Source organism: Dyella agri, from assembly GCF_044904705.1.
Classification (GTDB): Bacteria; Pseudomonadota; Gammaproteobacteria; order Xanthomonadales; family Rhodanobacteraceae; genus Rhodanobacter_A; species Rhodanobacter_A agri.
This window is the reverse complement of sequence record NZ_JADIKL010000002.1, coordinates 263,851-286,754: the sequence shown is the minus strand read 5'-3', so window position 1 is coordinate 286,754 and position 22,904 is coordinate 263,851. Positions and strand designations below refer to the sequence as shown.

Sequence of the window (22,904 nt, the reverse complement as noted above, 5' to 3'; positions counted from 1 at the left end):
GCGTCAAGGCTTCAGCCGGCGGCAGGGTCGATCAGTTGTTCGCCAACCAGATCAGACTGGCGAAGCGCCCGCTCCGCGCGCCCTCGCGCCGGTACGAGTAGAACCGCGCATCGGCGAACGTATCGAACCCGCCCCCATGCACGCGCGCCACGCCGGCCGCCGCCAGGCGCTGCCGCGCCAGCGCCGCGAGATCGCAGCGCCAATGCCCCGGCCGCGTCGCCACGAAACAGGCGGCCGCGCCGGCCGAATGGTCCACGAAGGCCGAGCGCACCTCGTCGCCCACCTCGTAGGAAGGCCCGCCGATGCATGGCCCCAGCCAGGCCATCAGGCGCGACGGCGAGGTCTGCATCTGCTCGATGGTGGCTTCCAGCACGCCCGCGGCCAGGCCGCGCCAACCCGCATGGGCGGCACCGATGGCGCCGCCGTCGTCGGCGCTGAACAACACCGGCAGGCAGTCGGCGGTGAGGATGGCGAGCACGGTGCCGGGGATGCGCGATACCGCGGCGTCGGCCTGCGGTTCGGCGGCCCCGGGCAACGGACCGAGTTCGGCCACGGTGGTGCCGTGCACCTGGTGCAACCAGCGCGGTGCGCTGGGCAGGTTCAGGGCCTGCTGCAGCACGCTGCGGTTGCTGCCCACCACCTCGGCGGATTCGCCGCTGCGCAAGCCGAGGTTGAAGCGGCCGAACGGCGGCGCCGAGACGCCGGGGCCTTCGCTGGTGCTTACCGCCGCGTGCACGCGCGCCGGCGCCGGCCAGTCGGGAAAGATCCAGGTATCGGTCATGTCTTTCGACGGGGGTGGGGGCGGGGAAGCGACAAGCATCGCACACCGGCGCCGCAGCACACAGCCGTGCCGCTTCGTGGTTCGGGCCCGCGCGCTCCCCTGCGCGCAGGGGAGCGACGCCCGTTGCGGTCAATCGTCGTCGTGCCCGTGGGCGGCGAGATCGTCGCGCAGCGCGGCAATCAACGCCGTCATGTCAGCCGGGCGCTCGACGGCGAAGGACAGCGGCTCGCCGCTGACCGGATGCTCGAACGCCAGCCGCTCCGCATGCAGCGCCTGGCGGCGGAAGCCGCGCAGCGCCGCGGCCAGCTCCGGCGTGGCGCGCTTCGGCAGCTTCAGGCCGCCGCCGTACAGCGGATCGCCCACCAGCGGGTGGCCGATATGGGTGAGGTGCACGCGGATCTGGTGGGTGCGGCCGGTCTCCAGGTTGCACTGGAGCAGGCTGTGCGCGCGGAAGCGCTCGCGCAGGCGGTAATGGGTGACAGCGTGCTTGCCGCTCTCCTCGTCGCGCACGGCCTGGCGCAGGCGGTCGCCCATGCTGCGGCCGATCGGCGCGTCCACCGTGCCGCCGGAGACCATGCTGCCCAGCACCACGGCCTCGTACTGGCGCTCGACCTCGTGGCACGACAGCAGATCCACCAGCGCGGTCATCGCAGGCAGGGTCTTCGCCACCACCATCAGGCCGGAGGTGTCCTTGTCCAGCCGGTGCACGATGCCGGCGCGCGGCAGCTCGGCCAACCGGGCGTCGTGGTGCAGCAGCGCGTTGAGCAGGGTGCCCGAGGCGTTGCCGGCGCCGGGGTGGACCACCAGGCCGGCCGGCTTGTCCAGCACCAGCAGGTGTTCGTCCTCGTGCACGATGGCGAGCGCGATGGCCTCCGGGGCGCTCGCCACCTCGGCCTCCAGCTCGGCTTCCAACCGCACCTGCTCGCCCCCGCGCAGCAGCTGGCGCGGCGGCGCCGTGGCGCCGTCCAGCGTGACCGCGCCGGACTTGATCCAGGCGGAGAGGCGCGATCGGGAGTAGTCGGGGAACAACTCGGCCAACGCCTGGTCGAACCTGCGTCCGGCCGCGGACAGCGGCACCCGGGCTTCATGGCGTATCGCGGTCATGCGCCGGCTCCCGCAGGGCGGAAGGCGGCATGCCGCGGCGCGGCTCCGGTTTCGGCTATCATGCTTTTTCGATCAAACATCTGAATTCTTTATCCATGCGTCCAACAATCGACTCGCTCAAGCTGCCGATGACCACCCGGTTCTGCCTCAGGACGCTCGCCGTGCTCGCGCTGGCGCTGACCATGAGCGCCTGCTCACTGTTCGGCCACAAGCACGACAACATCGATACCATGCCGGTGGAAGCCTTGTACAACACCGCGCACAACTCGCTGGAAAACGCCGACTACACCGCAGCCATCAAGGCCTACCAGCGCCTGATCGCCCGCTTCCCGTCCGGCGACTACAACGAGCAGGCCCAGCTGGACCTGACCTATGCGCAGTACAAGGACAACCAGCTGGACGATGCGTACTCGACGATCAACCGCTTCATCAAGACCTATCCGGCCAACAAGCATGCGGATTATGCCTATTACTTGCGCGGCCTGATCAATTTCGACCGCACCACCGGCTTCATGGACCGCGTTTCGCACGATAAGGAAGCGCAGTCGCGCCGCGACCAGGGCTACAACCTGCAGTCCTTCGATGACTTCGCCGAGCTGTCGCGCCGCTTCCCGAACAGCGCTTACGCGGCCGATGCGCGGCAGCGCATGATCTACCTGCGCAACGTGCTGGCGCAGTACGAGGTCAACGTGGCCGAGTTCTACCTGTTCAACCGCGTGTACGTCGGCGCCGCCGACCGCGCCCAGTACGTGATCGAACACTACCAGCAGGCGCCGCAGACCGGCGACGCCCTGGCCATTCTCACCCGCAGCTACCTTGCGCTGGACCAGGACAAGCTGGCCGCGCAGACCCGCCAGGTGCTGGCCCTGAACTACCCGAACCACCCCTACCTGAAGGACCCGAAGTGGCCGCACGAGGTGGCGACGTGGCGCAAGATGATTCCGTTCATGCGACACCACTGAGTACTTCGGTACCCCAAAAAAACACCGGGCCTCGCCCGGTGTTTTTTTATGCCCGCCGCAAGCCGCGCCCGCGGCGATTCAATGCCAGCCCGAGGTGATCGGATAACGCCGCTCGCGCCCGAACGCGCGGGTGGTGACGCGCGGGCCGGGGGCGGACTGGCGACGCTTGAACTCGTTGACCAGCACCAGCCGCACCACGCGGTGCACCACGTCGGCGGCGAAACCCGCCGCGATGATCTCGGCCTGCGACTGCTCGCGCTCGATGAAACGCTCGAGAATCGCGTCCAGCACCTCGTAGGGCGGCAGCGAATCCTGGTCGGTCTGGTTGTCGCGCAGCTCCGCCGAAGGCGGGCGGTCGATCACCGCCACCGGGATCGCCTCCTCGCCGCCGGCCTGCGCATTGCGCCAGCGCGCCAAGCGGTACACCGCGGTCTTGTAGACGTCCTTGAGCGGTGCGTAGGCACCGCACATGTCGCCGTACAGCGTGCAGTAGCCCACCGCCATCTCGCTCTTGTTGCCGGTGGCGAGCAGCAGTTTGCCGTGCTTGTTGGACAAAGCCATCAGCATCACGCCGCGGGTACGCGACTGCAGATTCTCCTCGGTGGTATCGGCGCCCTTGCCGGCGAAGGCCGGCGCCAGCGCGCCAAGGAAGGAGCGGTAGGTGGGCTCGATGTCGATCACGTGATAGTCCACACCCAACCGCTCCGCCTGGACGCGGGCGCCATCCAGCGACAGCTGCGAGGTGTGGCGGGTGGGCATCATCACCGCCGTGACACGCCCGGCGCCCAGCGCGTCCACCGCCAACGCCAGGGTCAGCGCCGAATCGATGCCGCCGGACAGGCCCAGCAGCACGCCGGGGAAGCCGTTCTTGTCGATGTAGTCGCGGATGCCGCGCACTAGCGCGGCGTACAGCACTGCTTCACTGCACGCATCGTCCTGCACCGGCCAGCCGTCGGCATGCAAGGTGCGCGTGTCCGGATCGAACTCGGCCCACAGCAGCGCGTCGACGAAGGCCGGCGCGCGGGCGGCGATCGTGCCGTCGCCGTTCACCAGCAGCGAGCCGCCGTCGTAGACCACTTCGTCCTGGCCGCCGACCAGGTTGAGATAGACCAGGGCGCAACCGGTTTCCTGCGCGCGCGCGACCAGCACCGCCTCGCGTTCGGCCTGCTTGGCGTCGTCCCAGGGCGAGGCGTTGATCACCACGATCAGTTCGGCGCCGGCGCGCGCCACGGCGGCGGCCGGCTCGGGGCGCCACACGTCCTCGCAGATCAGCAGGCCGATGCGCACGCCGGCCAGCGTGGTCACCGCACTGGCATGACCGGGGCGGAAGTAGCGTTTGTCGTCGAACACGCCGTAATTGGGCAGCGCCTGCTTGTGCGCGATCTGCGCGATGCGCCCATCGCGCAGCAGCGCGGCGGCGTTGAACACCTCGCCCTCGCTGTGCGGGAAGCCCACCAGCGCGGCCAGGCCGTTCGTCCCCGCCGCCAACGCCTCCAGCTCCTGCTGGCAGGCAGCGAGGAAACTGGGGCGCAACAGCAGGTCTTCGGGCGGATAGCCGGAAAGGGTCAACTCGGGGAACAGTACGAGTTCGGCGCCGCCGCTACGGGCCTGCGCCATCAGGTCGCCCACCTTCGCGGCATTCGCCGCGACCGCGCCAACCGGGAAATCGTGCTGCGCCAGCGCCAGTCTCAGGACAGCCATGGATCAAGCTCTTCGAGGGATGGAATCGGGGACGAAATGGTAGTGCATCGCCCTCGGTACAAGCGTCCCCGCACGCCTCGCCGGCTTCCTGCGCCCTAGGCCATCGGTTGCGACAGCAACACGACGGCCAGCCCCCACATCAGGATCGCCACGAGCACATCGAACACACGCCAGGCCGCCGGACTGCGGAATACCGGCAACAGCAGGCGCGCACCGTAGCCGAGCGCGGTGAACCACAACAGGCTGCCGGTGCCCGCCCCCGCCGCGAACGACCACCGGCCGCCGCCGTCGTAATGGGTGGACAGGCTGCCGAGCAGGACGACGGTGTCCAGGTAGACGTGCGGGTTGAGCAAGGTGAAGCCCAGGCAGGCCAGCACCGTGCGCCCACGCCCGTTCGCCGCTGCATCGGCGGGGCGCAAGCCACTCTCGCCGCGCCAGGCGCGCCGCGCGGCCAGCAGCCCGTACGCGGCGAGAAAGGCCGCCCCCACGAAGCGCAGAAGCTGCAGCAAGCCAGGCTGCTGCTTTACCGCCAGCCCCATGCCAGCCACGCCTAGCGCGATCAGCACGACGTCGGCCAGCACGCAGACCAGCACCACCGCGCCAACATGCAGGCGCTGCAGCCCCTGGCGCAGGACGAAGGCATTCTGCGCGCCGATGGCGACGATCAGGCCGGCGCCGGTACCGAGTCCGGCGAAATAAGCGGATGGCAGCATGGGGGACCTCACGGGATGAGGCCCACTTTCGTATGGCCGTCCGCATCAGTAAAACTATATTTGCTTAACCCAATTCAGTTTTTCTGAATTCAGGAAACACCCGTGCGCATGCTCAATCCCCAACTGGCCGCCTTCGTTGCCGTGCTGGACGAAGGCAGTTTCGACGGCGCCGCGCGACGGCTCGCGCTGACCCCGTCGGCGATCTCGCAGCGCATCAAGGCGCTGGAAGACCGCCTGGGCCAGGTGCTGGTGCTGCGCCAATCGCCCAGCCGGGCCACGCCCGCAGGGGAGCGGCTGCTGCGCGGCGTGCAGCAGATGCGCCTGCTGGAAGCCGAGATCCTGGGCGACTTCGCCGTCGAGACCGCGCACGCCGCGCCGGTCACGGTATCGATCGCGGTAAACGCGGATTCGCTCGCCACCTGGGTACTCGGCGCCCTGGTCGAACCGCACCAGCGCGACGGACTGCTGTTCGACGTGCGGGTGGAAGACCAGGATCATTCCACCCGCCTGCTGCGCGACGGTTCGGTACTCGGCGCGATCACCGCCGATGCCCGCCCCGTGCAGGGCTGCACGGTGAAGAAACTGGGCGTGATGCGCTACCTGCCGATCGCCTCGCCGGACTTCGTCGCCAGGCATTTTCCCCGGGGCGTGGACGCCGCCTCGCTGGGTACGGCGCCGATGCTGGTATTCAACCGCAAGGACGCCTTGCAATGGCGCTTCATGCGCAGCGTGACCCACGCCCGGCTGGCCCCGCCGATGCATTACCTGCCCTCTTCCACCGCCTTCGTGGAAGGCGCGGCGCTGGGCCTGGGCTGGGCGATGGCACCGGAGGCCATGCTGGAACAGCCCCTCGCCCAAGGCACCGTGCAGCCGATCGCGCCCGGGCGCTGGCTGGACGTGCCGCTGTACTGGCAGCACTGGTCGATCCGTTCGGCCGCCCTGGCCAAAGTCACCGACGCCTTGCTGCGCGCGGCCCGGCAAGGCCTCCGCGCCACCCGCTCTTCTACGTAGAAAACCTTTCTACGTGGAAAACAAGAAGGGCCGCACGACGGCGGCCCTTCTCGCATCGGTCGGACGGACCCGATTACTTCTTCATCAGCTTGGCGAGCGTCTTGCCGAGGTCGGCAGGCGACTTCACCGTGGTGACGCCGGCCTTCTCCAGCGCGGCGAACTTCGCCGCTGCCGTGCCCTTGCCGCCGGAGATGATCGCGCCGGCGTGGCCCATGCGCTTGCCGGCCGGAGCCGAAGCACCGGCAATGAACGAAACCACCGGCTTCTTGACGTACTCGCCGATGAACTCGGCGGCGTCTTCCTCGGCGCTGCCGCCGATCTCGCCGACCATGATGATGCCTTCGGTCTGCGGGTCGTCCTGGAACAGCTTGAGGCAGTCGATGAAGCTGAGGCCGTTGATCGGGTCGCCGCCGATGCCGATGCAGGTGGACTGGCCCAGGCCTTCGTTGGTGGTCTGGAACACGGCTTCATAGGTCAGCGTGCCCGAACGCGACACGATGCCGACCTTGCCCGGCTGGTGGATGTGGCCCGGCATGATGCCGATCTTGCACTCGCCCGGGGTGATCACGCCGGGGCAGTTCGGCCCGATCAGCACGGTTTCCGGATGCTGCGCCAGCACGTTCTTCACGCGCAGCATGTCCAGCACCGGGATGCCCTCGGTGATCGCCACGATCACGCGGATGCCCGCGTCCACGGCTTCCAGGATGGAGTCGGCCGCGAACGGCGGCGGCACGAAGATCACCGACGCGTCGGCGCCGGTCTCGTCGACGGCCTCGGACACCGAGTTGAAGACGGGCAGGCCGATGTGCTCGCTGCCGCCCTTGCCGGGGGTGACGCCGCCGACGACCTTGGTGCCGTAGTCGATCGCCTGCTGTGCGTGGAAGGTGCCCTGCTGGCCGGTGAAGCCCTGCACCAGCACCTTGGTGTTCTTGTTGATCAGAACGGACATGACTTAGTTGCTCCTCACTTCGCGGCGGCCACGGCTTTCTGCGCCGCGTCGTTGAGATCGTCGGCCGGCGTGATCGCCAGACCGGAGTTGGCCAGCAGCGCGCGGCCCTGTTCCACGTTGGTGCCTTGCAGACGCACCACCACCGGGATCTTCAGGCCCACTTCCTTCACCGCGGCGATGATGCCCTCGGCGATCATGTCGCAGCGGACGATGCCGCCGAAGATGTTGACCAGGATGGCCTTGACCTTGTCGGACGAGGTGATCAGCTTGAACGCCTCGGTGACGCGCTCCTTGGTGGCGCCGCCGCCCACGTCGAGGAAGTTGGCCGGCTCGCCGCCCGCCAGCTTGATCACGTCCATGGTGGCCATGGCCAGGCCCGCGCCGTTGACCATGCAGCCGATGGTGCCGTCCATCGTCACGTAGTTGAGGTTGTTCTGCACCGCGGCCGCCTCGGCGGCGTCTTCCTGGGTGAGGTCGCGCATCGCGGCCAGGTCGGCGTGGCGGAACTCGGCGTTGTCGTCGGAGTTCACCTTGCCGTCCAGCGCGGCGAGGCTGCCGTCGGCGAGGATGGCGAGCGGGTTCAGCTCGACCAGCGAGAGGTCCTTCTCGTTGAACAGCTTGTACAGGCCCAGCATGATCTTGGTCAGCTGGCCGACCTGCTTGGCGTTGAGGTCCATCGCGAAGCCGAGGTTGCGGCACTGGTAGGGCTGCAGGCCTTCGACGAAGTCCACCACGATGGTGTGGATGTCCTCGGGGGTGTCCTTGGCCACCTGCTCGATGTCCACGCCGCCGTGCTTGGAGGCGATGAAGGAGACGGACTTGGTGTCGCGGTCCACCAGGATCGACAGGTACAGCTCCTTGGCGATGTCGGTGGCGTCGGTGACCAGCACCAGGTTCACCGGCAGCGCGCGGCCGGCCGACTGGTAGGTCTCCATCTTGGTGCCCAGCATGCCCTTGGCGGCGGCGCGCACGTCGTCGAGGCTGCGGCAGAACTTCACGCCGCCGGCCTTGCCGCGGCCACCTGCGTGGATCTGCGCCTTGACCATCCATTGGGAACCGCCCAGCGCCTTGGCGGCGTCGACAGCGGCATCGGGGGAGTTGGCGACCTTGCCCGGCGGTACGTTGATGCCGTACTGCGCGAACAGTTCTTTGGCCTGGTATTCGTGGAAATTCATTCGATAGCCTCGAGCGAACGGGGAAACACGGCCTCGCGCGGAAGGGACGCGGCGCGGGCTTGTGGGGGTCGGACGGCGTTGCGATGCGCTGCCGGCATGCCGTGCGCGGCATGCCTCGACAGGGCAGAAACCGCGCAACACGGCCGCTTATTTTCGCGGAAGCGGCCCCCGATGGAAAGGGGCGCCCCCGAAACCGGCCCGGGGAGCGGCTTTCCGCCCGGCCGCGGGCGCCCGCCCCGGCCTTGGAGCGCCATGGAACCGGCCGCTCGCCGGCCTGCCCGAACCCTGCCCGGCACCTCGAAGTTTCCGGGAGCGCACACCTATACTGACCTCGACCGCCCCGGAGTGCCGCCCAACGTGTCCAGCCCCGTCTTGCCGCAGCTCAACGCCCAGCGGGCCATTCCGGCGGCGATCCGCCACGAGATGCTGTTCCTCAACATCTTCCGGCTGGTCCAGGCGCTGCTGTACATCGGCCTGGCGTTCGCGCCGATGCAGATCGGTGGCGAGCCACTGGGTTCGATGCGGCTCGCCTTGCTGGTCACCCTGCCCTACCTGTTGTTCGCCATAGCGGCATTGGCGCTGACCCGGCGCTGCGTGCCCTACGCGAAGGTGACCGTATCGATCTGGCTGGCCGTGGACGTCGCCGCCGCCGTGCTGGCGCTCAGCGCGATCGACTACGCCCACATCGGCATCGCGATGATGCTGGCGGTGAATCTCGGCGTGGGCGCGCTGATCCTGTCGCTGCGGCTGTCCAGCTTTTTCGCCGCGCTGGCCACGCTGGGCCTGCTCGCCCACGCCTTGTTCGCCCAGCCCGGCGGCGGCAATGGCGAGCGCAGCCTGCTGGAATCGGCCCTGTTCGGCCTGGCCTATTTCGCGATCACCACGCTGTGCCACGTGCTCGGCCGCCAGCTGCGCGCCAGCGAAGCGCTGGCCGAACAGCGCAGCACCGACCTGGCCAACCTCTCGCAGGTCAACGAACTGATCATCCGCCGCATGAAGACCGGCGTGCTGCTGGTGGACGACGCCAACCGCATCCACCAGATCAACGAGTCGGCCTGGATGCTGCTGGGCAATCCCAGCGCCGAGCAGCGCGACCTGGGCCGGCTGGCGCCCGAGCTGTCGCGCCGGCTGTACCACTGGATGACCTCGGGCAAGCTGGACGAGACCGCCACCCAGCTCGCCGATGGCGTGCCCGAGGTGGTGCCGCGCTTCTCCCGCCTCGCGCCGAACGACGATTCGCTGGTGCTGATCTTCCTCGACGACACCTCGCTGCTGTCGCGCCGTGCCGAGGAGCTCACGCTGTCCTCGCTGGGCCGGTTGTCCGCATCGATCGCGCACGAGATCCGCAACCCGCTGGCGGCGATCCGCTACTCGGCGCAGCTGCTCGCCGAGTCGGAAAAAATGGACAGCGCCGACCAGCGCATGGTGGAGATCATCAACAACCACTGCGTGCGGCTCAACGAGATCATCGAGAACATCCTGCAGCTGTCGCGGCGCGAACGTTCGCGGCCGGAAACGCTGGATCTGGGCCGCTGGGCGCAGAGCTTCGTGGACGAATACAAGCTCGGCAACGACATCGGCAACGACACCTTGCGGGTAGTCGTCGGCGGGGCGGCCGAGGTGGCCGCGATGGCGGACCCGCAACAGCTGCAGCAGGTGATGTGGAACCTGGTGCAGAACGCGCTGCGCTACGGCCGCCTGCCCGCCGAGCCGGCACGGGTGATCGTGATCGTGCGCAACGGCGAACACGGCGAACCCATCCTCGAGGTCACCGACCGCGGCCCCGGCATCGCGCCGAAGGTGGCCGCGCAGATCTTCGAGCCGTTCTACACCACCCACGAATACGGCACCGGGCTCGGCTTGTACCTCGCGCGGCAGATGGCCGAAGCGAACCAGGCCTCGCTGGAGTACGTGCGCGTGGCTGGCGGCGGCAGCTGCTTCCGGCTGGTGCTCACGCCGCAGATGAACCGCATGGCCGGCGAGGCGGCCGCGGGCTAGAGCCCCGCTCCCGTTTCAGGTCGCCCGCACGATCAGGCTGGTCGGCAGCATCTGCGAAGCCACCGGCTGGCCCTCGATCAGCGCCAGCACCTTGCGCGCCAGCAGCACGCCGCCCTCCTGCCAGTTCTGCCGCACCGTGGACAGCGGCGGCAGGAAGCTGGCGCCGTGCGGCGTGTCGTCGTAGCCCACTACCGACACGTCGTTCGGCACCGACAAGCCCAGCTCCACCAGCGCGCGGATCGCGCCCATCGCCAGCAGGTCGCTGCAGGCGAAGATCGCGTCGAAGTGCACCTTGCGGCTGGCCAGCGAGCGCACCGCGTCGACGCCCGATTCCAGCGTCCAGTCCACCCGCTGCAGCAACAGCGGCTTGATGCCGTGGCCGGCCAGCTCATCGACGAAACCATGCAGGCGCTGGGACATTTCCGGGTGGTCGGAGTTGCCGATGAACACCGGATGGCGCCGCCCGATCGACAGGAAACGCTCGGCCACGCTGACACCGCTGTGGCGGTTGTCGCTGCCCACCACGATGTGGCTGTCCTGTGCCGATTCGGCACCCCACACCACCATCGGCAAGCCCATGCGCTCGTACAGTTTCACGGCGTCCTGGTGCACGCCCTGGCCCAGCAGGATCAGGCCGTCGGCGGCCTGCACCGCCGCGTTCGGCGCGTCGTGGCGGGTGGTCAGCAGCACGCTGTAGCCGGCCGAGGTCAGCTCCTGCGAGATGCCGCCCAGCAACGACAGCGGATAGGGATCCCACATGGTGCGGCTCGAGGACGGCTTCATCTCCACGATCACCGCCACCGTGTGGCTGCGCCGCAGCCGCAGGTTGCGCGCGCTGACGTTCAGCTTGTAGCCGTGCTTGCGCGCCAGCGCCTGGATGCGCTCGCGCGTCTCCGGCGTCACCAGCGGGCTATCGCCCAGCGCACGCGACACGGTGATCTTGGACACCCCGGCCAGCTTCGCCAGGTCCGCCATGGTCAGGCCGGACTGCGCCGCGGTGGGCTGCTTCTTCTTGGCGGGACTCACGCGACAACCCCTCCGGGCGATGGCTGCGGGCGACAAAAACCGATGGATCAGTGTCGCTTGCGGTGACGATGCGTTCAATGCGCTGCCGGCCGGCCCATCCATCGTCCAGACCCGGCCCAAGTCGAATGATATCGATATCTTGATATCGATATCATTCGCCCGTATGCTGCCCGCGAATCGGCGCCGGATCGCGCTCTGGCGCCCATTGCAGCCGTGCAAAGGGAATCATTACGTGCAGACTCATGATGCGGCCTCGCCTGCCCAGCCCGTCGATACGGGTACGGCGCCGCATGCCCCCGGCACCGCCGACCCCTGGCAGCTTGTCCGCTGCGGCCGTGATCGCAGCGGCTTTGCCCAGGACGAAAGCCTGTTCGCCCTCGCCAACGGTTCGCTGGGCGTGCGCGGCGGGCTGGAGGAGGACGACAGCGCCAGCCATGGCTGCTTCCTCGCCGGCGTGTGGGAACGCTCGACCATCGCCTACCACGAGCGCTTCACCGGCTTTGCCCGCCATACCGACACCCGCGTGCCGGTGGCCGACGCCAGCCGCATCCGCCTGCGACTGGGCGAGACGCCGGTGCGACTGGACCAAGGCGACTGGCTGGCGCTGGAGCGCCGGCTCGACCTGCGCGACGGCTGCTACCGGCGCACGCTGCGCTGGCGCGCGCCGGGCGGCGGCACGCTGGAAATCGTCGCCGAACGGCTGGTCGCGCTGGACCGCCCCGGCCTGCTGGCGATCCGCTACCGGGTGCACTCGATCGACTATCGCGGCCCAGTCACGCTGGAATCGGCGATCGATACCGCCCGCACCGCCGCCGCCCAAGGCGACGACCCGCGCATCGGCGCGCACCTCAGCGGCGGCCTGCAACTGCATAACGCACATGCCGATCCGACGCTGGCCTGGGTCGGCCAGCACACCGCGCACAGCGGCATCCGGCTGGTCTGCGCGCAGACGCACCGCGTGGCCGACGCCACACTAACTCTCCAGAACGCGACGCGCACGCCGCACGGCGTGTCGCAGACCTGGACCGGCCAGCTCGCCCCCGGCACCGAAGTGGTGCTGGAGAAATTCGCGGCCTGGGCCTGGTCGCCGCCCGAGGCCAGTTCCGCCATCGACCCTGTCCTGCTGTCCAGCGCCACGGACGCGCTGGATTCGGCCGGCCACGCAGGCTTCCCCGCCCTGCTGGCCGGCCAGGCGGGGCAGCTGGCCGCGTTGTGGCGCAGTGCCGATCTCGCCATCGACGGCGCGCCGGAGGTGGAGCAGGCGTTGCGTTTCAACCTGTTCCAGCTGTTCCAGTCCGGCAACCGCGACGACCACGGCAGCGTCGCCGCCAAAGGCCTCACCGGCGAAGGCTACGAGGGGCACTGCTTCTGGGACGCCGAAGCCTTCATGCTGCCCGCGCTGGCCACGGCGGCGCCGCAGCTGGCAAGGCACATGCTGGCCTGGCGCCACGCCACGCTGGACCGCGCGCGCGCCCATGCCCGCGAACTGAACCACGCACGCGGCGCGCTGTATCCCTGGCGCACCATCGCCGGCGACGAATGCTCGGCCTACTTTCCCGGCGGCTCCGCGCAGTACCACATCAACGCGGCCATCGCCTGGGCGATCCGGCTGTACGTGGACGCCAGCGGCGACGTGGCCTTCCTGCGCGACATGGGCGCGGAGATGCTGTGCGAGACCGCGCGCATCTGGCTAGGGATCGGCCACTACAACCCGCGCCGCGGCGGCGCCTTCTGCATCCACGAAGTGACCGGTCCGGACGAATACTCCGCCCTGGTCGACAACAACCACTACACCAACCGCATGGCGCAGCGGCACCTGCGCGATGCCGCCGCCACGGTCGAATGGCTGGCCGCCGCGCATCCGATGGAATACGCCAACTTGGCGCAGCGCATCGGCCTCGCGGCGGACGAGCCCGCGCAGTGGCGCCGCGCCGCCGAGGCCATGCACCTGCCGACCGACGCCGCGCTGGGCATCTTCCCGCAGGACGACGGCTTCCTGGACAAGCCACGGCTCACGCCCGAACAGATGCGCGACCCGTCGCTGCGGCCGCTGCTGCTGAACTGGCATCCGCTGACCATCTACCGCCACCAGGTGTGCAAGCAGGCCGACACACTGCTGGCATTGATGCTGGCCGGCGAGGACGTGGACGCCGCCGCCAAGCGGCGCAACTTCGACTACTACGAAGGCGTCACCGTGCACGACTCCACGCTGTCCGCCTCCACCTTCGCGGTGATCGCCGCCGAGGTGGGCCGCGAAGCGCAGGCGTACCGCTACTTCCTCGACACCTTGCGGGTGGACCTGGACGATTCGCACGGCAATGCCGGACACGGCCTGCACATGGCGGCGATGGCCGGCAGCTGGCTGGCGCTGAGCTGGGGCTTCGGCGGCCTGCGCGTGCAGGGCGGCCGGCCCGCCCTGGCGCCGCAGCTGCCGCACGCCTGGCGCGGCTACCGCTTCGGCCTGCGCTGGCGCGACGCGCAATTGCGCGTGGAAGTGGATGCCGCCGGCGTGCGCTACACGCTGGTCGACGGCGAAACATTGGAATTCCTGCATCGCGGCCAGGCGCAGCACCTGCGCAGGGGCGAGACGCTGCAGCTGGCGCAGGCCGCCACGCCATCGCATGCCGTGAAGGGGGTGATCTTCGACCTCGACGGCGTGCTCGCCGATACCGCCGTGCTGCATCGTGCGGCGTGGCAACAGCTGGCCGCCGAGATCGATGCGCCGTTCGACGAGGTGATCGCCGAACGCATGAAGGGCGTGGACCGCATGGGCTCGCTGGAGATCCTTCTCGAGCGCGCGCCACGCCAGTACAGCGACGCGGAAAAAGCCGAACTGGCCGCGCGCAAGAACGCCCGCTACGTCGAACTGATCGACCGTCTCGACCCGCGCCACCTGCTGCCCGGCGCGCGCGACGCGGTGGAGTCGGTGCGTGGCGCCGGGCTGAGGACCGCGCTGGCCTCGGCCAGCCGCAACGCGCCGCAACTGCTCGAACGGCTGGGCATCGCCGGGCTGTTCGACTACGTGGTCGACGCAGGCCGCATTGCGCGCTCTAAGCCCGATCCGGAAATTTTCCTCGCTGCCGCCGCCGGCCTCGGCCTGGCGCCAGCCGACTGCCTGGGCGTGGAAGACGCCGCGGCAGGCATCGCCAGTATTCACGCCGCCGGAATGGCGGCGATAGGCATCGGCCGGGCGGAGGCCCTGGCCGATGCGGACGTACTGTTGTCGGACATCGCCGCGTTCGACATCGGCCGGATCACAACGACAAGCGGCCCATCGGCCCGGCCTCGCGCCGACGCCGCATCACCATAGCAATCGAACTGACGGGGAGTCAGAACATGAGCGCTCGGCTATTCACCACCTTGACGCTGTCCGCGGCGATCGCGGCCGCCCTGGGATCCGGCACCGCGCTGGCCCAGGACAACAGCCAGACCCAGGCCACCGGCAGCACGCCGGCGGCGACCGCCACCAGCCCCGCGAAGAAGGCCGACGCCAAGGAGAAGAACGGCAAGTCGGTGCAGGCGCTGCAGCAAGTCGTCGTCACCGGCTCGGCCAGTACTGCAGGCGTGCGCAAGATCGACGCCAGCTATTCGATCACCACGGCCACCTCCGCCCAGATCCAGCAGGCCAATCCGCGCAGCGCCGCCGACCTGCTGAAGATCTCGCCCGGCGTGTGGCCCGAATCCACCGGCGGCGAGACCGGCGCCAACATCGAGATCGCCGGCTTCCCGGGTGGCGGCGACGCGCCGTTCTACACCAACCAGATCATGGGCACGCCGCTGTACGGCATGCCGTCGCTGTCGTTCTTCGAGCAGAGCTCGATGTTCCGCCTCGACGACACCATCGACCACGTGGAAATCCTGCAGGGCGGCCCGTCGGTGGTGTTCGGCGACGGCCAGATCGGCCTCACCTCCAACTACATCCTCAAGCAGGGCACCGACACGCCGTCGGGCAGCATCGGCGTGACCTACGGTTCGGAAAACCTCAAGCGCATCGACGGCTTCTACGGCTTTCCGATCGGCAAGAACGGCTGGTACGGCAGCGTGGGCGGCTTCTACCGCGATTCCGACGGCGTGCGCGATCCGCAATACGCGTCCGACAAGGGCGGCCAGCTCACCGCCACGCTGACCAAGGACTGGGACAACGGCACGCTGATGTTCTGGGCGCGCGGCCTCGACGACAAGAACCAGTTCATCACGCCGATCCCGTTGATCCAGGACCGCTCAGGCATCTTCTCGGCCTACCCCGGCTTCAATCCGCTGACCAGCACCTACTACAGCAACGCGATGCAGCACACCTACCTGGAGAGCTACCCGGGCGGCGGCACCAGCGTGAACCTCGCCGACGGCCGCGGCGCCCAGCTCGGCTTCTTCGGCGTCAACTTCGACTGGGACTTCGGCAACGGCTGGAATGTCAGCGACAAATTCCTGGTCGACGGCGGCAACATGGATACCAATGGGCTGTTCTCCGGCAGCAACCCGCAGACGCTCAGCAGCTGGGAGAACACCGCCGGCACCTACCCCAGCAACACCGTCCCCGCCGGGGCTGTGTACACCGCCAGCTACACCAACGGCTCGGGCATCGTCACCGACCCGAACGCGGACGTGATCAGCCAGGGGCTGTGGCACATCCACAAGAACCTCAAAAGCGTGGTCAACGACTTCCGCCTCAGCAAGGAACTGTTCGAGGGCAACACGTTGACCGCCGGCCTGTACCTGGCGCACTACACCGACAACGACCGCTGGTCGCTCGGTAACCCGATGCTGATGACCAACACCCCGAACGCCACGCCGATCGCGGTGAGCTACGTGCAAGGCGGCCAGACCTACTACGTCACCAACAGCCAGGGCCTGATCTACAACGGTGGCTACAACATCACCGAGAACGGCGTAGCCACCAACAAGGCGTTCTACCTGTCCGACACCTGGAAGCTCGACCAGTGGATCTTCGACGCCTCGGCGCGGCTTGAGAACGAGGACGCCCGCAACACCGTGTGCAACCTCTCCAACGTCAATATCGACGGCAACCCCAACACGCTCTACGACAACGCCGTGGCAATGTGCAACGGCACCTATGCAGTCACCGACTACAACAAGACCCACACCTCGTGGACCGCAGGCGTCACCTACAAGATCCAGGACAACATGGCCGTCTACGCCCGTGCCAACAAGGGCGTGCACTTCAACGGTTTCGACGATCTGCGCGGCAGCGTCACCGGCGATACGCTGCCGGTGCTGAAGGTCCAGAACTTCGAGGTCGGCTGGAAATACCAGGCCCCTGTGTTCAACGCCGACATCTCGTTCTACCACCGCCAGTTCGACGGCCTGAGCTACCAGCCCTCGCTGCTGGGCGTGCCGTTCGGCAGCAAGTCCACCTACGGCTCGGACACCAAGGGTATCAACTTCACCCTGCACGCCAACACGCCAGACCAGATCTTCTCGGTCACCGCAGTCGGCGACTGGATGGACGGCCACTACTCGCACTTCGAGGGCGACGCGGTGTTCTACGGCCTGCCGACGCCGGGCAACCCCACCGGCGAATTCGTCGGCACCTACCAGGGCAAGCAGCTGCAGCGCCAGCCGAAGTTCCAGGTCCGCCTGACCCCGGCCCTGCGCTTCCCCACGGCCTATGGCGACCTGCGCCTGTGGGTGACCATGGAGTATGTGGGCAACCACACCCAGGACCAGCTCGCCCTGCAGCAGCTGGGCAACTACACCGACTTCAGCGTGGGCGCGCAATACAACTACGGCCCGCACTGGCTGTTCACCCTGGTCGGCTCCAACGTGACCGACACGCTGGGCCTGACCGAATCGAACTCGCGCATCGCGGGTTCGGCGGCCGGCGCCACCGGCGTGATCCTGGCGCGCCCGCTGGAAGGCAAGGAGTACAACCTGCAGGTGAAATACCAGTTCTGAGGTAATCGCTTACCCCGCGCGGCGGCCCGGATTGCGTAACATCGGTCCGGGCCGCCTTTTTCGGCGCGGGTCATCCGCCAGAGGTGCGCATGAATCGTTTCCGCATGATCGCCGCGCTCGCGCTGACCTACGTGGTCTTCGCGATCCTGCTCAACAGCGTGGGCACGGTGATCCTGCAATCGATCGCCAGCTTCGGCGTCGGCAAGACCGAAGCCAGCCTGCTCGAACTGTTCAAAGACCTCACCATCGCCGCGGTCTCCTTCGGCGCGGCCTCCTTCCTGCCGCTGATCGGCTATCGGCGCGCGATGATCCTGGCGCTGGCGCTGCTCGGCGTCGCCTGCGTGCTGATGCCGCTGTGGCCGGGTTTCCGCACCACCGAAGTGCTGTTCACCTGTGTCGGCATCTCGTTCGCGCTGGCCAAGGTCGGCGTGTATTCGTCGATCGGCCTGCTCACCAGCGACCGCGCCGCGCACGGCCGGCTGACCTCGACCATCGAGGGCACCTTCATGCTCGGCGTGCTGGCCGGCAACTGGCTGTTCAGCGCGTTCATCAACCATGCCGCGCCAGCCGACCTGGCGTGGCTCAACGTGTACTGGGTGCTGGCCGCGTTGTGCGTGGTAGTGATCGCGCTGCTCGCCAGCTCGCGCATGGACGAATCGGCGGCGCACAACAGACACACCTCGACCATCAAGGGCTCGCTGGTCGAGATGCTGCAGCTGTTCGTGCGGCCGCTGGTCTACGTATTCCTGATCTCGGCCTTCCTCTACGTGCTGATCGAGCAGAGCTTCTCCACCTGGCTGCCGACCTTCAACAACGAGATCCTGAAGCTGCCGAACGCGATGAGCATCCAGCTCGCCAGCATCCTGCCCGGCGCGATCGCGCTGGGACGCCTCGCCGCCGGCCAGGCGCTGCGGCGGCTGCACTGGTACACCTTGCTCAACATTTGCGTGGTCGGCATGGCGGCGATCGTGCTGGTGAGCCTGCCATTGGCCCGCGATGTGGCGCCGAGCGCAGACATCAGCTGGCGCAACGCCCCGCTGGCAGCCTGGCTGTTCCCGCTGGTCGGGCTGCTGATGGCGCCGATCTACCCGGTGATCAATTCCGTGGTACTGAGTTCCTTGCCCAAGCCGTCGCACGCGGCGATGACCGGGCTGATCGTGATCTTCTCGGCGCTGGGCGGCACCCTGGGCTCGCGCATCACCGCGGTCGTATTCGCCCGCTCCAACGGCATCGACGCGTTCTATTTTTCGCTGCTGCCGATGAGCCTGGTGTTGCTGGCGCTGTTCTTCTTCAAGCGCGAAACAGATCGCAGAGGCCCGACCGGCCCGACCGCCATCGGCCTGGTCGCCAAATGAACCATCCCGCCGCCAGGCATCGACCGATCCACGCCCAGCCCCTGCCGGAGCACGCATGAAAGCCTGTCTCGTCCGCCTCGCCTGCCTCGCCGCCGCGGCCTTGCTCGCCGCGCCAGCGATGGCGGCCACCGACCCCAGCTTCCTGCTGACCGGCACCAGCGACAACTTCGGCAACTATTTCCCGAGCTATCTGGCGAACGGCTACTTCTCCGTGATGACCTCGCCGCGCGGCACCGAACCCGGCCGCAGCTACATGGTCGCGTTCATGGACTACGGCAAGGGCGACATCGCCCGCCCTGCGGCGATCCCCGGCTGGAACGAGATCGATTACAACCCCGGCGGCGGCTGGCTCAACGCGACGCGGCTGGACGCGAAGATCTTCAGCGGCTACGCGCAGACGCTGGACATGCACGACGCCACGCTCACCACCCGCTACAGATTCGACTACGCCAACAAATCGACCGGCGTCGAGGTGCAGAGCTTCGTCAGCCAGGCCAACCCGCACCTCGCCGCAGTCCGCTTCACCATCACTCCGCAGTTCGACGGCGACGTGCAACTCAGCTTCCCGATCCGGCTGTGGTCGGAACACCAGCCGCGCTTCCCGATCGGCAGCATGAACGGCGACCAGATGATCGCCGCCGTGATCGCCAGCGGGCAGAATCTCGACAACAAGCCCGTACCCACACCCGACCGCGCGGCGGTGTGGTATCCCGGCTACACCCGGGTGGTGTCCAACGACGGCGACGCGAAGGCGCTGACGCTGTGGCTGGACGGCCGTGCCGAGCAAGGCCTGGCGATGACCGAGGCCGCTGCGCTCGAACTGCCGGCCGGCATCGCGGTGAAGGGCGCCACGGTGTCGAAGGGGCCATACAAGCTCTCGCTTGAACTCACGGTGCACGTCGAACGTGGCCACAGCTACGCCTTCACCAAGTACGTCGCCATCTCGCGCGAGGATTGGGGCGGCGACGCGAAGGCCGACCTTGCCCTCGCCGCGCAGGCGCGCACGACCGGCTTCGACAGCTTGCTCGCGCGACACCGGGACGCGTGGCACCGGCTGTGGCAATCCGACGTCGTGGTCGACGGCGATCCGCAGGTGCAGAAGGCCGTGCATTCCGACCTGTACTACCTGCTGTCGAACTCCACCGTAGGCACCGCCTGGCCGATGGGCGCCTGCGCGCTCACTCCGAACTACGCCGGCCACGCGTTCTGGGACAGCGACTCGTGGGTGTTCCCCGCGCTGCTGCTGCTGCATCCCGAGCGCGCCAAGCCGATTGCGATGTTCCGCCACCGCACCATGCAGCCGGCGCGCGAACGCGCGCGGCAATACGGCGCGAAGGGCTTGATGTATCCGTGGGAATCCGATCCGCAGACCGGCGTGGACAACACGCCCCACTTCGCCTACGACGTGTACCGCGAGATCCACGTCAACGCCGATGCCGCGATCGCGCAATGGCAGTACTGGCTGGCCAGCGGCGACCGGGACTGGCTGAAACAGTACGGCTGGCCGGTGATCCAGGGCGTGGCCGAGTTCTGGGCCAGCCGCGTCAGCTACGACAAGGCGCGCGACCGCTATGAGATCCTGCACGTCACCTCGCCCGACGAGGCCTACAACGACGTGCCCAACGACGCGTTCACCAATGCCGCCGCACAGAAGGCGCTGCGCATCGCCGTGGCGGCGGCGAAACAGGTCGGCGCCACGCCCGACCCGCAGTGGTCGCGCATCGCCGACAAGATGTACATCCCGTTCGACGCCGCTGCGCAGCGCCACTACGACTTCGACCCCTCGGTGCCGCACGACAAGATCACCTGGATGGGTTCCTCGCTGGCCTGGCTGATGTACCCCAACCTCGACCTGCCGATGAGCGACGCCGTGCGCCGCAACGACTTCGACTTCCAGCTGCACGAGCTGAAGACCCACGGCGACGACCCGAACGAGATGATGATGGTGATGCTCGCCGTGGGCGAGGCGGAGCTCGGCAACGGCAAGGCCGCCGGCGAATGGCTGCAGCGCAACCTGGTGGGCTTCCTCAAACCGCCCTTCAACGTGCGCACCGAGACCGCGGCCAACAACGCCGGCTACATCCTCGCCACCTCGGCCGGCTACATCCAGAGCCTGGTCTACGGCCTCACCGGCCTGCGCATCGACGACAAGGGGCTGGACCCTGCCTACGCACCGGTACTGCCGCCTGCATGGAAGTCGCTCACGCTCAAGGGCGTGAGCTTCCGCGGCAAACGCTACGACATCACGGTCGAGCGCGACGCGTCGGGCAAGGCGACACTGGTGCAACACGCACATTGACGGACCGGGTGGAACCGCCAGCATAGAACCGAGTTCCACCAACCCACGCCATGTCCACTGCCACGCTCCCGCTGCTCGAAGCCATGCGCCAGGTCGGCGCGCTGCTGCAAGCCGGCGACCTGCGCAACGCCCACGACCGGCTGCAAGCCATCGTCGCGGCGCATCCGGATTGCGTGGAAGCGCTGCGCCTGCTCGGCGGCCTGCACTCCGGCTTCGGCGACACCGAAGGCGCGGAGACACTGCTGCGCCACGCGCTGGCGCTCGATCCGAACTGGGCGCCCACGCTCGCCACCCTCGGTGAACTGCTGCTCGGCGCCGGCCGTCCCGGCGAAGCCGAACCGCTGCTGCGCCGCGCGGCCACCAAACTCCCGCGTGCCGCATTGCTGCTGGCGCGGCATTGCAACGACAGCCAGCGCCCGGCCGAAGCACTCGCACTGCTCGCGCCACTGTGCGCCAGCGGAGCGGTCGATGCCGAGCTGGCCACGCAGCATGTGGCCGCATTGGCCGCGCTGGGCCGCCGCGACGAGGCTGCAGGCTTCTACCGTCGCGCGGTTGAAGCCGCCCCCACCGATCCGGTCGCCGTGCATGCCTTGGCGATCGCGCTCGGCGCGAGCGGCGAGCATGTCGAGGCCGAACGCGCCGCTGCCCGTGCGCTGACGCTCGGCGCCGCGACCGCCGCCACCCACTTCACCCGCGCACGCAGCCTGGTCGCGCTGGGCGAATTCGCCCACGCCGAAGCCGCCCTGCGCGACAGCCTGCGGCTGGAGCCGCGCCACGTCGAGGCGCACGACCATCTCGCCCGGCTGGTGTGGATGCGCAGCGGCGACCTCGCCCAGGCCACCACCACGCTCGATGAAGCCCTGCGCAGGTTCCCCGGCGACACCGCGCTGCTTGCCGCCAAGGCCGCCATCCTGCAGGGCGCTGGCGACGCACGCGGCGCCTATGCCTGTCTCGCGGCTCCCGCCGCACATGCGCAAGCCGCGCCGGCCCTGCTGGTACGCGCGGGCCTCTCCGCACTGGAATTCGAACCCGCCACCGCGCTCGCCCTGGCGGAACGCGCGCTGCAGCGGTCGCCCGCCAGCACCGCCGCGCGCAGCCTGCTGGCCGCGGCCCTGCTCGGCGTCGGCGACGCCCGCCATGCCCTCGGGCATTGCGACATCCTGCTGGCCGGCGCACCCGACGACCAGTATCTGATTGCATTGCAGACCACCGCCTGGCGCTTGCTCGGCGACGCGCGCCACGACGTCTACTGCGACTACCCACAGCGGGTGCGGCCGTATCGCCTGCAAGCGCCGCCGGGATGGCCGGACCTCGCCGGCTTCCTCGCCGACCTGAAACGCAGCCTGGAACGCTTGCACGACCCGCACGGCCATCCACTGCTGTTCCAGTCGCTGCGCCACGGCACCGAGACCACCGGCGACCTGGCGCGTCACGCCGATCCGGCGATCCAGGCGCTGTTCCGGGCCTTCGATGCGCCGATCAACGACTACCTCGCGCAGATCGGCCACGGCGACGATGCCCTGCGCCGCCGCAACCACGGCCGCTACCGCTACAACGGCAGCTGGTCGGTACGACTGCGCAACGCCGGTTACCACGCCAGCCACGTGCATCCGCGCGGCTGGATCTCCTCGGCCTTCTACGTCGACCTGCCCGACGGCATGGCCGGCGCCGCTACGCCGGACGGCTGCCTCGCCTTCGGCGAGCCCGGCATCGCCACGCAGCCGCCGCTGCATGCCCAGCATTCCGTGCGCCCCGAACCCGGGCGGCTGGTGCTGTTCCCGTCCTACCTCTGGCACGGCACCGTGCCGTTCCGCAGCGACCATGCACGCCTGACGGTCGCCTTCGACCTTGTACCGGGAGCCGCCGCATGAAGCGCAGCGCGCCCGTCCCCGCCTTGCGCAGCCGCCGGGTGCCCCC

15 protein-coding genes are annotated in these 22,904 nt (G+C 68.6%); 8 read left to right on the top strand and 7 right to left on the bottom strand.

All coding sequences use genetic code 11. The features are described 5' to 3' along the window. Positions 1-31: 31 nt before the first annotated feature. Both pgeF and rluD read right to left on the bottom strand, forming a co-directional pair. Positions 32-781 carry a peptidoglycan editing factor PgeF gene (gene pgeF / locus ISP14_RS03820; protein WP_404536395.1) on the bottom strand — a complete coding sequence of 250 codons (750 nt, stop codon included), beginning with the start codon at positions 779-781 and terminating at the stop codon, positions 32-34. A 129-nt stretch (positions 782-910) separates the two neighbouring features. Continuing rightward, the gene (rluD, locus tag ISP14_RS03815; protein WP_404536393.1) at positions 911-1,885 is read right to left on the bottom strand and encodes a 23S rRNA pseudouridine(1911/1915/1917) synthase RluD; all 975 of its coding nucleotides are present in this window, start codon (positions 1,883-1,885) and stop codon (positions 911-913) included. A gap of 95 nt (positions 1,886-1,980) precedes the next feature. On the opposite strand from rluD, the gene ISP14_RS03810 reads away from it, so the two are divergent. Beyond that, the gene (locus ISP14_RS03810; protein ID WP_404536392.1) at positions 1,981-2,847 is read left to right on the top strand and encodes an outer membrane protein assembly factor BamD; all 867 of its coding nucleotides are present in this window, start codon (positions 1,981-1,983) and stop codon (positions 2,845-2,847) included. Positions 2,848-2,925: 78 nt separating this feature from the next. Here the strand turns inward: ISP14_RS03810 and ISP14_RS03805 are convergent, their stop codons facing one another. Both ISP14_RS03805 and ISP14_RS03800 read right to left on the bottom strand, forming a co-directional pair. Beyond that, positions 2,926-4,548, bottom strand: a complete 1,623-nt coding sequence (locus ISP14_RS03805; RefSeq protein ID WP_404536391.1) for an NAD+ synthase — start codon at positions 4,546-4,548, stop codon at positions 2,926-2,928. A 95-nt stretch (positions 4,549-4,643) separates the two neighbouring features. Continuing rightward, on the bottom strand, positions 4,644-5,261 hold the full coding sequence (locus tag ISP14_RS03800) for a LysE/ArgO family amino acid transporter (protein WP_404536390.1): 618 nt from the start codon (positions 5,259-5,261) through the stop codon (positions 4,644-4,646). 102 nt (positions 5,262-5,363) lie between these two features. Here ISP14_RS03800 and ISP14_RS03795 point away from each other — a divergent pair, with 102 nt between their 5' ends. After that, on the top strand, positions 5,364-6,272 hold the full coding sequence (locus ISP14_RS03795) for a LysR family transcriptional regulator ArgP (protein ID WP_404536389.1): 909 nt from the start codon (positions 5,364-5,366) through the stop codon (positions 6,270-6,272). A 73-nt stretch (positions 6,273-6,345) separates the two neighbouring features. On the opposite strand, the gene sucD is transcribed toward ISP14_RS03795, so the two are convergent. Next, positions 6,346-7,221: a succinate--CoA ligase subunit alpha gene (gene sucD / locus ISP14_RS03790; RefSeq protein ID WP_192163173.1), complete on the bottom strand. Its 876-nt coding sequence runs from the start codon at positions 7,219-7,221 to the stop codon at positions 6,346-6,348. A gap of 14 nt (positions 7,222-7,235) precedes the next feature. Continuing rightward, complete coding sequence (sucC, locus tag ISP14_RS03785) at positions 7,236-8,396, bottom strand: ADP-forming succinate--CoA ligase subunit beta (RefSeq protein ID WP_404536387.1); 1,161 nt, start codon at positions 8,394-8,396, stop codon at positions 7,236-7,238. Between the two features lie 423 nt (positions 8,397-8,819). Between sucC and ISP14_RS03780 the strand changes: the two genes are divergently transcribed. Then, a complete protein-coding gene (locus ISP14_RS03780) occupies positions 8,820-10,394 on the top strand; it encodes a sensor histidine kinase (protein WP_404537125.1) in 1,575 nt (524 codons plus the stop codon). A gap of 15 nt (positions 10,395-10,409) precedes the next feature. Here the strand turns inward: ISP14_RS03780 and ISP14_RS03775 are convergent, their stop codons facing one another. Beyond that, positions 10,410-11,369, bottom strand: a complete 960-nt coding sequence (locus ISP14_RS03775) for a LacI family DNA-binding transcriptional regulator (RefSeq protein ID WP_404537124.1) — start codon at positions 11,367-11,369, stop codon at positions 10,410-10,412. Between the two features lie 283 nt (positions 11,370-11,652). Between ISP14_RS03775 and pgmB the strand changes: the two genes are divergently transcribed. From pgmB to ISP14_RS03750, 5 genes are all read left to right on the top strand, one after another. Continuing rightward, positions 11,653-14,730 (top strand): beta-phosphoglucomutase, encoded by a 3,078-nt coding sequence (gene pgmB, locus ISP14_RS03770; RefSeq protein WP_449757832.1) that lies wholly within the window; start codon positions 11,653-11,655, stop codon positions 14,728-14,730. 26 nt (positions 14,731-14,756) lie between these two features. Further along, entirely contained in the window at positions 14,757-17,333 is a 2,577-nt protein-coding gene (locus ISP14_RS03765) for a TonB-dependent receptor (RefSeq protein WP_404536385.1), read from the top strand. Between the two features lie 89 nt (positions 17,334-17,422). After that, entirely contained in the window at positions 17,423-18,688 is a 1,266-nt protein-coding gene (locus ISP14_RS03760; RefSeq protein WP_404536384.1) for an MFS transporter, read from the top strand. Between the two features lie 55 nt (positions 18,689-18,743). Next, positions 18,744-20,987 carry a glycosyl hydrolase family 95 catalytic domain-containing protein gene (locus ISP14_RS03755; RefSeq protein ID WP_404536381.1) on the top strand — a complete coding sequence of 748 codons (2,244 nt, stop codon included), beginning with the start codon at positions 18,744-18,746 and terminating at the stop codon, positions 20,985-20,987. 50 nt (positions 20,988-21,037) lie between these two features. Beyond that, positions 21,038-22,858 carry a putative 2OG-Fe(II) oxygenase gene (locus ISP14_RS03750; RefSeq protein ID WP_404536379.1) on the top strand — a complete coding sequence of 607 codons (1,821 nt, stop codon included), beginning with the start codon at positions 21,038-21,040 and terminating at the stop codon, positions 22,856-22,858. The last annotated feature ends 46 nt before the right edge of the window (positions 22,859-22,904 follow it).

What these genes read in the sequence shown, in the direction of transcription:
- ISP14_RS03780 (WP_404537125.1), top strand. Translation starts at nt 8,820, where the DNA reads ATGCTGTTCCTCAACATCTTCCGGCTGGTCCAGGCGCTGCTGTACATC.
- ISP14_RS03750 (WP_404536379.1), top strand. Translation starts at nt 21,038, where the DNA reads ATGTCCACTGCCACGCTCCCGCTGCTCGAAGCCATGCGCCAGGTCGGC.
- rluD (WP_404536393.1), bottom strand. Translation starts at nt 1,885, where the DNA reads ATGACCGCGATACGCCATGAAGCCCGGGTGCCGCTGTCCGCGGCCGGA.
- ISP14_RS03765 (WP_404536385.1), top strand. Translation starts at nt 14,757, where the DNA reads ATGAGCGCTCGGCTATTCACCACCTTGACGCTGTCCGCGGCGATCGCG.
- ISP14_RS03775 (WP_404537124.1), bottom strand. Translation starts at nt 11,369, where the DNA reads ATGGCGGACCTGGCGAAGCTGGCCGGGGTGTCCAAGATCACCGTGTCG.
- ISP14_RS03760 (WP_404536384.1), top strand. Translation starts at nt 17,423, where the DNA reads ATGAATCGTTTCCGCATGATCGCCGCGCTCGCGCTGACCTACGTGGTC.
- ISP14_RS03810 (WP_404536392.1), top strand. Translation starts at nt 1,981, where the DNA reads ATGCGTCCAACAATCGACTCGCTCAAGCTGCCGATGACCACCCGGTTC.
- ISP14_RS03755 (WP_404536381.1), top strand. Translation starts at nt 18,744, where the DNA reads ATGAAAGCCTGTCTCGTCCGCCTCGCCTGCCTCGCCGCCGCGGCCTTG.
- sucD (WP_192163173.1), bottom strand. Translation starts at nt 7,221, where the DNA reads ATGTCCGTTCTGATCAACAAGAACACCAAGGTGCTGGTGCAGGGCTTC.
- pgeF (WP_404536395.1), bottom strand. Translation starts at nt 781, where the DNA reads ATGACCGATACCTGGATCTTTCCCGACTGGCCGGCGCCGGCGCGCGTG.
- sucC (WP_404536387.1), bottom strand. Translation starts at nt 8,396, where the DNA reads ATGAATTTCCACGAATACCAGGCCAAAGAACTGTTCGCGCAGTACGGC.
- ISP14_RS03800 (WP_404536390.1), bottom strand. Translation starts at nt 5,261, where the DNA reads ATGCTGCCATCCGCTTATTTCGCCGGACTCGGTACCGGCGCCGGCCTG.
- ISP14_RS03805 (WP_404536391.1), bottom strand. Translation starts at nt 4,548, where the DNA reads ATGGCTGTCCTGAGACTGGCGCTGGCGCAGCACGATTTCCCGGTTGGC.